We start from the raw sequence: 9,352 nt of genomic DNA on the forward strand, positions 1-9,352 counted from the left end.
GCCGGTTCCTGCCGCACCGCGGGCCGATCGCCGGGCCGGGGTGTGCCGCTGCGGGATTCGGTGCTGCCGTGCCCGGTCGCGCCCGGCTCCCGCTTGGACAGCGGGGGTCTGCTCTCCTCCTGCGTGGCCGTCGCGGGCGGTACCGAGGGCACCATGACCTCGGTGGGCCGGTTGGCGAACGGCAGCGGTGCGTTGCGGGCGGAGTCCGGTACCGGGAAGCCCTCCGACACCAGATCGGAATAGGTTGCGGCCGCGGCGAACCCGAGCGCGCCGAGCGCCTGCCCGACCTGTGCGGCGTCCCAGGACGCGGGCGCGCCCTCGGCGAGGGTGGTGAAGTAGGCGCGCAGCGAGGACGGCCCGTCCCCGATGAGCACGTCGATGCCGGTGGGCAGCTCGCCCTTCTCCAGCTTCACCCGGCTGCCCAGCTGCGGAACCAGCAGCACCAGCCCGCTGACCGGCACCGCCTCCCGGCCGGGGGCCGAACGCAATTGACCCGCGAGTTCCATGGTCTGGCGGTGCACCCGGTCGAGCGGATCGCCGTCGCCGTCGATGGGCGCGGGGTCTCCGTCCACGGTCCACGGCTGGTCCTGCGCGCACGACAGCGTCCCGGTGACCCGCTCGGTGAATCCGTGCACCCCGACCACCACGCAGGTCTGCGGCGTCCACACCACCACATCGGCGTCCTGGCACTGCACCACCGCGATGCCGGGCACGGCGTGCGGCCCGCTCCAGGATTTGAGCCAGTTCACCACGGTGCGCTCGGTGCTCGACAGCCGCGACGGGTCGTCGTTACGGACCTTCACCAACATCCAGACCACCTCTGACCGATGCGCCTCTACCTGCCGGCCGCCCGAACCCTCGCCGCGACCACCTTACGGGGTCGCGACGCCCTCGCGTGGCCGAAAATGTTCGGTCCGGGCGAATCGTCTTGCGCGGCAGCATGATCATTCTGCACGGTTGACGCGGCGACCGGGTTCCCAGGGGTTGCACAGCTCGGGGGGAGGGAACCCGGGGCGCGCGAGCTACCGCGCGGTAGTGGTCCCGGCCGCGCCGAGATGACCGTCGGGGCGGACGATCACCCAGCTGCCGTCGGCGGCGTCGTACACGCGGCGCGCGTGACCCCCGGCATCGCCGAATTCGCCCTCGACCAGCGCGGTTTCGGCTCCGACCACGCGCACGGTGCGCAGGTCGGTCACGGGGGAGCGGTCCGGATCGCCGGTCGTGTCCGGTCCGAACACCAGCATCGTGGCGTGCGGGCCACGGAACAGGTCGAACAATCGGACGGACTTGCCGTTGGCGTCGATCAGCGGTGCGTCCGGGGCCCGGTCCCCGGGCCGCGGTCCGGGCGAATCGTCCTGAGCGTCCCGATAACTGATGTCGAGCTGATGGGTGCCCTCCCGGTCCATCGCGTCCGGATCGCCCTTCACGGTCTTGTCGAGCAGTTCGGAACTCAGACCCAGAACCCGCGCTGCCACGGTGCGCCGCTCGGTCTCGTAGCTGTCGAGCAGGGCCTCGGTCGCGGCCCCCGGATCACGCAGTGCGGCCGCGAGTTTCCAGCCGAGGTTGTAAGCGTCCTGGACACCGGTATTGAGTCCCTGCCCGCCCGTCGGCGGATGCACGTGCGCCGCGTCCCCGGCCAGGAACACCCGTCCGGACCGATACCGCTGCGCCAGGCGGACATTCGGCCGCCACACCGTCGACCAGGTCAGGTCGCTGAGCACGATGTCCGTGCGGCGCGATCGGCGGGTCACCTGCTCCTGCAACACTTCCAGACCGGTTCCGGAGTCGGCGTCGAGTCCGGTCGCGAACTGGAATTTCCGCCCGCCGGGCAACGGCATCAACGCGATTCCGTCCATCGGGGAGCCGGAATCGGCGAACCAGTAGCCCACGGAATGATCGAGCGCGTCCGCGCACACATCGCCGAGCAGCAGGCGAATCGACTCGTCGGTGGCCCCCTCGAACGGAATCCCGAGCGCCTTGCGCACGGTGCTGCTCCCGCCGTCCGCGCCCACCAGGTACGCGGCCCGCACCCGCTCGGTCGTGCCGTCATGCTCCAGCGTCACGGTCACCCCGTCCGCGTCGCCGCTGAAATCGACCAGGGCCGTGCCGGATTCGACCCGCACCCCGAAGTCCGCGAGCCGCTCACGCAGCACGCGCTCGGTATCGGCCTGGGCCAGCACCCACGGATTCGGGTGCGGCACTGCGGCGGTGGGCTCGCGCCAGGCGCTCATCCGCCGTTCCATCACGAACTCTCCGTCGAGATGGACCAGCAGCGGGGCCTGCGGCGCGCCCTGGGCGAGCACCGCGTCGAGCACGCCGAGATCCTCGAAGACCTCGAGGGTGCGCGGCTGCAACCCGTCTCCGCGTGATCCGGCGAAGAACTCCGCGGCGCGGTCCACGATGCGCACCCCGACCCCGCGACGCGCCAGATCGATGGCGAGGGTGAGCCCGGTCGGCCCGGCTCCCGCGATGATGACCTGCGGATTCATCACAACTCCAATACTGAATCTAAATTCACTGAACTGAGATTCAGTATTCTGGGTGGTACTTTCCGCTGTCAAGGAGGTGGATGGTGGCAGCACGCCGCAGTGAGAGGTCGGCCGAGACCGAGCAGGCGCTCAAAGCCGCCGCCCGGCGGCTGTTCGCCGAGCGCGGCTACCTGAACACGAAGATCACCGATATCACCGCCGCGGCCGGCCGCGCCGCGGGCTCGTTCTACAACCACTTCGCGAGCAAGGAAGAACTGCTCCAGGCGCTGCTGAAGGATCTGGCCGACGAGAGCGACATCTCCGCCGCCGATCCCGCGCACACCGCCGACTTCACCGACCCGGCCTCGGTGCGCTACCACATCGCGAGCTACTGGGCCTTCGCTCGCAAGAACTGGCCGGTGCTGCGCGCCGTCCAGCAGGCCGCCCTCGTCAACGACGACTTCGCCCGCATCGCAACGCGTTTCGCGACCGAGCAGCGCGAGGAGGTGGCCGACCATCTCGACGGCTTCGGCCCGTCGGGCCCCCGCCTACCGGGCTCCGACGACGCGAGCCTGTCGATGATGTTCGCCTCGGCGACGGGCCTGTTGCAGGCGGTCGAGGAGGGCGGCCTGGCGCTCACCGACGAGCAGGCCGTGGACGCCCTCACCCGATTCGTCTACCGCGGCCTCACCGGCAGCGATCTGGACTGACGAGAACCTCAGGGCGCCAGCACGATCGAGCCGGTGGTCCGGCGACCCTCCAGATCCCGGTGCGCCTGCTCGGCGTCGGCGAGCGGGTAGCTGCCGCCGACCCGCACCCGCAGCGTCCCCGCGGCGATGGCGTTCATGATATCGCCTGCCCGCCACAGCAATTCGGCCCGATCGCGGGTGTAGTGCGCCAGCGTCGGCCGGGTCACGAACAGTGAGCCCAGCGGATTGAGCCGCTGCAGATCGAACGGCGGCACCGGCCCGCTGGCCCCGCCGAACAGCGCCACCATGCCCCGGATCCGGGTCGCGGCCAGGCTGGATTCGAAGGTGGACGCGCCCACCCCGTCATAGGCCGCGGCCACGCCCGCCCCGCCGGTGAGTTCGCGGGCGCGCGCGGCGATATCGTCGTCGTAGCGCAGCACTTCGGCGGCCCCGGCCTCGCGCGAGAGCTTCTCCTTGTCGTCGGTCGACACCGTGGTGATCACCCGCACCCCGCGCGCGCTCAGCAGCTGGGTCAGGATCAGCCCGACCCCGCCCGCGCCCGCGTGCACCAGGACCGTCTCGCCCGGCTCGGGCTGGTAGATCGATTCGATCAGATAGTGCGCGGTCATGCCCTGCAACAGCGCCGACGCCGCCACCGGCGCGTCCACCCCGTCGGGCACCGGAATCGCCACGGCCGCAGGCACGACCACCAGTTCGGCGTAACTGCCCGGCGCGGCCGCCCACGCCACCCGGTCGCCGACCCGGAAGTCGGTGACCCCGTCGCCGACCGCCTCGACGACGCCGCTGCCCTCGGCGCCCGGGATGTAGGGCACCGGCTGCGGGTAGCGACCGGTCCGAATGTAGGTATCGATGAAGTTGATTCCGATGGCCTGCGTTCGAACCAGCAGCTGCCCCGGACCCGCCTGCGGGTCGGGCACCTCCACCAGTCGCAGAACCTCGGGACCGCCGTGCTCGGAAACCTGGATGGCGCGCATGCCGACCAGTCTGACACCGGCCCGGAATCGGGGTGTGCGGCGGCTCGCCGAGTGTGAGATGCACGGCGGTCCATGGACGCTGATTTACCGGTGGGTAAACTGCGACGCATGAGCGCTACCGCCGCCCCGGCACCCGAGAAGCTGTCGCCGTCCGTCGTGGATTCCGTCAAGGGATTCGTCGCCGAGCACGGTGGTTCGGCGACCGCGGTGCTGCAGCCCATCGGCCGCATCGGCGTCCGTGTCACCCTGGTCGGCGCCGACGGCGTGCTGGGCGACCGGGTCGTCGGCTCGCTGGAGTCCGCCAAGTCCCTGGTCGAGACCGTCGACGGCCTGACCGAGGCCGACGAATGGGACCGCGAGCTGATCTCCAAGGTGACCCCCGCCAAGGGACACTGGGCCAAGATGGCGGGCTGGGTCGCGCGTCAGAAGCGATTCCCCAAGGCGCGCAACGAGAAATGACCGCGCCCGCAGCAGGCGGGGGCGGAAAGGACCGGAACGAGGTGCCGGGTCGGGTGACCAAGCAGGCGCAGTTGCGGTCGGCCCTCACCACCCTGTGCGCCACCCTGCGTCCCGGTGAGATGCTGCCCAGCGAACGCCAGCTCTGCGACGACTATCGCGTCAGTCGCATGACCGTGCGCGAGGTGCTGGGTCAGCTGGAATCCGAGGGCGTCATCACCCGCGTCCCCGGCAAGGGCACCTTCGTGGCCGAGCGGGTGGCCCGGTCGCGGCTGCACATGGCGTCGTTCACCGACGACATGCGCCGCCTGGGCCGCACCCCCGGCACCGTGGTGCTGCACACCGATTACGCGGTGCCGCCCGCCGCGTCGGCGAGCGCGCTGGGGCTGGCGCCGAACACCAAGGCGTACCACCTGGTCCGGTTGCGGTTGGCCGACGGCCTGCCCATGTCGATCGACGACGGCTGGTACCGCGTCGATCTGCTGCCGGATCTGCTCGATCACGAACTGACGCAGTCGCTGTACGCGCTGCTGTCGCGGGAGTACGACTGCCCGATCGACCGGGCCGAGCAGAGCGTGCGCGCGGTGGCCGCCGACGAGCGGCACGCGGGCTGGCTGGGCACCGAGACCGGTTCCCCGCTCCTGGCTTTCGACCGGATCTCGTACTCGCGCGATCGGGCCGTCGAGCACGCGCAGTCCTGGTACCGGGCCGACCGCTACCAGGTGTACATGACCGTCTCGGCCGAGGACGTCTAGCCGTCCGGCGCCCGGAAACGACTGAGCCGCTGCCCCATCGGGGGCAGCGGCTCGTGTCGTCGCTGGATCAGATGGTGAAAAGGACCGCGCCCGTGGTGATCTCACCGGCGACGACCCCGCGGGCCGAACCGGGGGCGCTGTCCATGACCACCACCGGCACCGCGGCGCTCAGGCCCAGGCGGCGAACCGCGTTGGGGGAGAAGGTGATCAGCGGATCGCCGACCTCGACCCGATCGCCCTCGGCGGCCTTGACCTCGAACAGATCCGGCTTGCCGACGGTGTCGATGCCGACGTGCAGCAGCACGCCGGTGCCGTCGGCGGTCACGATGACCGCCGCGTGCGGGTGCAGTTTCACGATCGATCCGGCGACCGGGGCGACCACGGTGGTCGCGGCATCGGTGTCGGGCGGTTCGATGGCCGCGCCCGCGCCCACCATCTCCGCGGAGAAGACCGGATCGGGGACCTCGGACAGGGGCATGGAGCGGCCGTCGAGCGGCGCGAGAATCTCGGTGCTCATGGCGGTCAGATCATGTCGTTGATGTCTTCGGCGAGCGCGTCGGCGGTGGGTCCGACGACGACCTGCACCGCGTCGCCCATCTTCACGACGCCGTGCGCGCCGGCGGCCTTGAGCGCCTTGTCGTCGACCTTGCCCGCGTCCTTGACCTCCACGCGCAAGCGGGTGATGCAGCCCTCCACCTCGACGATGTTGTCCGCGCCACCCAGGCCGGCGACGATTTGATTCGCTTTCGACATATTTCCTCCGTGCGTGTCGAGTAGACAAAGCTGGTTATAACCAGTATATGTCTGGTTATAACCAGTGACGCTAGCTGATCGTCAGCGGTACGCGTGACACCATTCACAAACTGAGGACTCGCCATGGCCGACGCCACCGCCGAGAGCTCCCGCAAGAAGCTCGATCTATCCGGACTGCAGAAGCTCGGCCGAAGCTTGATGCTGCCGATTGCCACGCTACCTGCCGCAGGCCTGTTGCTGCGGCTGGGACAGGACGACATGCTCGGCCGATTCTCGCCGCTGCACTCGGTCGCCGCGGTCCTCGCGGGCGCCGGGGGAACCCTGATCGACAACCTTCCACTGCTGTTCGCGGTGGGTATCGCCATCGGCTGGGCGAAGAAGTCCGACGGGTCCACCGCACTGGCCGCGGTGGTCGGCTACCTCGCGTTCACCGGCGTCCTCAAGGCCATGTCGCCGGTGGTGCTGGATGGTAGCTGCGGACCGGTGCTCGGCTGGTTGTTCCGTGCGGCGCACTGGGATTGCCCGGTCGTGGCCGACATGGCCACCGCCAAGGCCTCGCAGCTGGTGAACTTCGGCGTGCTCGGCGGCATCGTCATGGGCCTGACCGCGGCCTCGCTGTGGACCCGCTTCCACCGCACCCAGCTGCCCGACTACCTCGGCTTCTTCTCCGGCCGCCGCCTGGTGCCCATCCTCACCGCGTGCGCGGCGGTCGTCATCGGCGTGCTCATGTCGTTCATCTACCCGGCCTTCAACGCCGCGCTCACCTGGCTGGGCACCACCGTCGCCGACAACTCCGTCGCCGGTGGCGGCGTGTTCGGCTTCGCCAACCGCATGCTGCTGCCGCTGGGCCTGCACCACATCATCAACTCGGTGGTGTGGTTCGTGATCGGCGACTACAACGGCGCCCACGGCGACATCCCGCGCTTCCTGGCCGGCGACCCGTCCGCGGGCACCTTCATGACCGGCTTCTTCCCGATCATGATGTTCGGCCTGCCCGCCGCGGCCATCGCCATCTGGCGGCACGCCCGCCCGGAGAACCGCAAGATGATCGGCGGCATCATGCTCTCCACCGGTCTGACCGCGTTCCTCACCGGAATCACCGAGCCGCTGGAGTTCTCGTTCATCTTCGTGGCGTGGCCGCTGCTGCTGATCCACGCCCTGTTCACCGGATCCGCGCTGGCGCTGACCAACGCCCTGGGCATCCACGACGGCTTCACCTTCTCGGCCGGCGCCATCGACTACCTGCTCAACTTCGGCAAGGCCACCCACCCGCTGCTGCTGATCCCGATCGGACTCGGATACGCGGCGCTGTACTACCTCACCTTCAGCTTCATCATCAAGCGCTGGAACCTGCCGACACCCGGCCGGGAACCGGACGAGTCCGAGATCGAGAAGGAGAACATCGCAGCATGATCACCCGAACCGCCGTCATCGCCTCGAAGACCGGACTGCATGCTCGGCCCGCCGCGCTGTTCGCCAAGGCCGCCGGGGAGGCCGGTGTGCCCGTGCGGATTTCGAAGGAGGGCAAGGATCCCGTCGCCGCCAACTCGTTGCTGCAGATCATGACCCTGGGCGCCGAACAGGGCGACACCGTCACCCTGCATGCCGAGGACGGCGCCGAGGCGGCCCTCGATAAGCTGGTCTCGATGCTGGAGACAGATCTTGACGCGTGAGGTGCGCGGCGTCGCCGCCGCCCCCGGGATCGCGGTCGGATCGGTGAAGTGGCTGGCCGCCGCGCCCGTCACCAGCCCGGACGACGCGCCCGGGAGCGACGTCGGGGCCGAGATCGCGCGCGCGGACACCGCTTTCGAGACCGTCGCGGGACGGTACTCGGCCCAGGCGCTCGAAGCCGCCGGGCCGGCGGCCGACATCCTGTTCATGACCTCCGCGCTGGCGGCCGACCCGGCCCTGCTGGACCAGGTGCGGGCCGAGATCCGGGGCGGGACGCCGACCGCGCATTCGGTCACCCGGGCCGTCGCGCACTTCGGGGAACAGCTCGTGGCGCTCGGCGGTCTGATGGCTGAACGCGCCTCGGATCTGCGGGATGTCGGCCAGCGGGTGGTCGCGGAACTGCTGGGCCTGGATCCGCCCGGAATCCCGGACAGCGTAACGCCTTTCATTCTCGCCGCCCAGGACCTCGCGCCCGCGGACACCGCGACGCTGGACCCGGAGCGAGTGATCGGGCTGCTCACCGTGGCGGGCGGGCCCACCTCGCACACCGCGATTCTGGCCAAGGCCCTGGGCATTCCGGCCGTGGTCGCCGCGCCGGCGGCGGCCGGAATCGCCGAGGGCACGGAGATCGTGCTGGACGGCACCGCCGGGGTGGCGGAGCTCGAACCGAGCGCGGCCCGTCGCGAGGAAGTCCACGCGCTGCGGGCGCGTCAGGCGGACGCGCCGACCGGTCCGGGGCGCACGTCCGACGGGCACGCGGTGCCCCTGCTCGCCAATGTCGGTTCCGTCGCCGATGCGCGGCTCGCCGTCGAACTCGGGGCCGAGGGCGTCGGCCTGTTCCGGACCGAATTCCTGTTCCTGGACCGGAAATCCGCCCCCACCGTAGCCGAGCAGGCCGAGCGATACGCGGAGATCTTCCGGGTGATGGGCGACCGGCCGGTCATCGTCCGCACCCTCGACGCGGGCTCGGACAAACCGCTGCCCTACCTCGACCTGCCGGACGAGGAGAACCCGGCGCTGGGTGTACGCGGACTACGGTTGAGCAGCGTCGATGAGGGGACGCTGCTCGGCCAGCTGGCCGCGATCGAGGCCGCGGTCAAGGAGACCGGGACCCCGGTCAAGGTCATGGCGCCCATGGTCGCCACCGTGGAGGAGGCGGCCTACTTCGCCGCCCGCGCCCGCGCCGCCGGGCTCGAGACGCCCGGAGTCATGATCGAGATTCCCGCCGCCGCACTGCGTTCCGAGCAGCTCGGGGCGGAGGTGGAGTTCTTCTCCCTCGGGACCAATGACCTGTCGCAGTATCTGTTCGGCGCGGACCGGATGTCCGCGGCGGTGGCCGCGCTGCACGATCCGTGGCAGCCCGCGCTCGCCGCGACCATCGCCGTGGCGGTGGCGGGGGCCGCGAAGCAGGGCGTGAAGGTCGGGGTTTGCGGGGAATCCGCGTCCAATCCCGACTTCGCCTGTGTGCTGGTGGGTCTCGGAGTCGAGACGCTGTCCATGGCGCCGCGCTCCCTGGCCGGGGTGCGCGCCCGGCTCGCGTCGGTGACCCGGGCCCAGTGCGCGGC

General features: G+C 70.4%; 11 protein-coding genes. 6 read left to right on the forward strand and 5 right to left on the reverse strand.

Going from position 1 to position 9,352, the window contains the following annotated elements; translation table 11 throughout:
• Positions 1–809: NERD domain-containing protein (locus ACWELJ_RS31630; protein WP_452369750.1), on the reverse strand; the 809-nt coding region annotated here is incomplete at its 3' end.
• Between the two features lie 213 nt (positions 810–1,022).
• On the reverse strand, positions 1,023–2,489 hold the full coding sequence (locus ACWELJ_RS31635) for an FAD-dependent monooxygenase (protein ID WP_452369751.1): 1,467 nt from the start codon (positions 2,487–2,489) through the stop codon (positions 1,023–1,025).
• An 80-nt stretch (positions 2,490–2,569) separates the two neighbouring features.
• On the opposite strand from ACWELJ_RS31635, the gene ACWELJ_RS31640 reads away from it, so the two are divergent.
• Positions 2,570–3,178, forward strand: a complete 609-nt coding sequence (locus ACWELJ_RS31640) for a TetR/AcrR family transcriptional regulator (protein ID WP_452369752.1) — start codon at positions 2,570–2,572, stop codon at positions 3,176–3,178.
• 8 nt (positions 3,179–3,186) lie between these two features.
• Here the strand turns inward: ACWELJ_RS31640 and ACWELJ_RS31645 are convergent, their stop codons facing one another.
• A complete protein-coding gene (locus ACWELJ_RS31645; protein ID WP_452369753.1) occupies positions 3,187–4,152 on the reverse strand; it encodes a quinone oxidoreductase family protein in 966 nt (321 codons plus the stop codon).
• Positions 4,153–4,260: 108 nt separating this feature from the next.
• Here ACWELJ_RS31645 and ACWELJ_RS31650 point away from each other — a divergent pair, with 108 nt between their 5' ends.
• Both ACWELJ_RS31650 and ACWELJ_RS31655 read left to right on the forward strand, forming a co-directional pair.
• Positions 4,261–4,611, forward strand: a complete 351-nt coding sequence (locus tag ACWELJ_RS31650; RefSeq protein WP_357083042.1) for a hypothetical protein — start codon at positions 4,261–4,263, stop codon at positions 4,609–4,611.
• 53 nt (positions 4,612–4,664) lie between these two features.
• Complete coding sequence (locus ACWELJ_RS31655; RefSeq protein ID WP_452369754.1) at positions 4,665–5,363, forward strand: GntR family transcriptional regulator; 699 nt, start codon at positions 4,665–4,667, stop codon at positions 5,361–5,363.
• A gap of 67 nt (positions 5,364–5,430) precedes the next feature.
• Here ACWELJ_RS31655 and ACWELJ_RS31660 read toward each other — a convergent pair whose 3' ends face one another.
• Together ACWELJ_RS31660 and ACWELJ_RS31665 are read right to left on the reverse strand one after the other, a co-directional pair.
• Positions 5,431–5,880 carry a PTS sugar transporter subunit IIA gene (locus tag ACWELJ_RS31660; protein ID WP_452369755.1) on the reverse strand — a complete coding sequence of 150 codons (450 nt, stop codon included), beginning with the start codon at positions 5,878–5,880 and terminating at the stop codon, positions 5,431–5,433.
• 5 nt (positions 5,881–5,885) lie between these two features.
• Positions 5,886–6,116 carry a glucose PTS transporter subunit EIIB gene (locus ACWELJ_RS31665; protein ID WP_213556172.1) on the reverse strand — a complete coding sequence of 77 codons (231 nt, stop codon included), beginning with the start codon at positions 6,114–6,116 and terminating at the stop codon, positions 5,886–5,888.
• A 123-nt stretch (positions 6,117–6,239) separates the two neighbouring features.
• On the opposite strand from ACWELJ_RS31665, the gene ACWELJ_RS31670 reads away from it, so the two are divergent.
• The 3 genes from ACWELJ_RS31670 to ptsP all read left to right on the forward strand — a co-directional run.
• Positions 6,240–7,529, forward strand: a complete 1,290-nt coding sequence (locus tag ACWELJ_RS31670) for a PTS transporter subunit EIIC (protein WP_452369756.1) — start codon at positions 6,240–6,242, stop codon at positions 7,527–7,529.
• Entirely contained in the window at positions 7,526–7,789 is a 264-nt protein-coding gene (locus ACWELJ_RS31675; protein WP_452369757.1) for an HPr family phosphocarrier protein, read from the forward strand. Before ACWELJ_RS31670 ends, ACWELJ_RS31675 begins: the two co-directional genes overlap by 4 nt.
• The coding region (gene ptsP / locus ACWELJ_RS31680) for a phosphoenolpyruvate--protein phosphotransferase (protein WP_452369758.1) at positions 7,779–9,352 on the forward strand (1,574 nt) is incomplete at its 3' end. The genes ACWELJ_RS31675 and ptsP, both read left to right, overlap by 11 nt.

The sequence above is a fragment of the Nocardia sp. NPDC004582 genome (assembly GCF_053602115.1).

Coding starts and splice junctions, on each gene's coding strand:
- ACWELJ_RS31635 (WP_452369751.1), bottom strand. CDS start 2,489: ATGAATCCGCAGGTCATCATCGCGGGAGCCGGGCCGACCGGGCTCACC.
- ACWELJ_RS31640 (WP_452369752.1), top strand. CDS start 2,570: ATGGTGGCAGCACGCCGCAGTGAGAGGTCGGCCGAGACCGAGCAGGCG.
- ACWELJ_RS31645 (WP_452369753.1), bottom strand. CDS start 4,152: ATGCGCGCCATCCAGGTTTCCGAGCACGGCGGTCCCGAGGTTCTGCGA.
- ACWELJ_RS31650 (WP_357083042.1), top strand. CDS start 4,261: ATGAGCGCTACCGCCGCCCCGGCACCCGAGAAGCTGTCGCCGTCCGTC.
- ACWELJ_RS31660 (WP_452369755.1), bottom strand. CDS start 5,880: ATGAGCACCGAGATTCTCGCGCCGCTCGACGGCCGCTCCATGCCCCTG.
- ACWELJ_RS31665 (WP_213556172.1), bottom strand. CDS start 6,116: ATGTCGAAAGCGAATCAAATCGTCGCCGGCCTGGGTGGCGCGGACAAC.
- ACWELJ_RS31670 (WP_452369756.1), top strand. CDS start 6,240: ATGGCCGACGCCACCGCCGAGAGCTCCCGCAAGAAGCTCGATCTATCC.
- ACWELJ_RS31675 (WP_452369757.1), top strand. CDS start 7,526: ATGATCACCCGAACCGCCGTCATCGCCTCGAAGACCGGACTGCATGCT.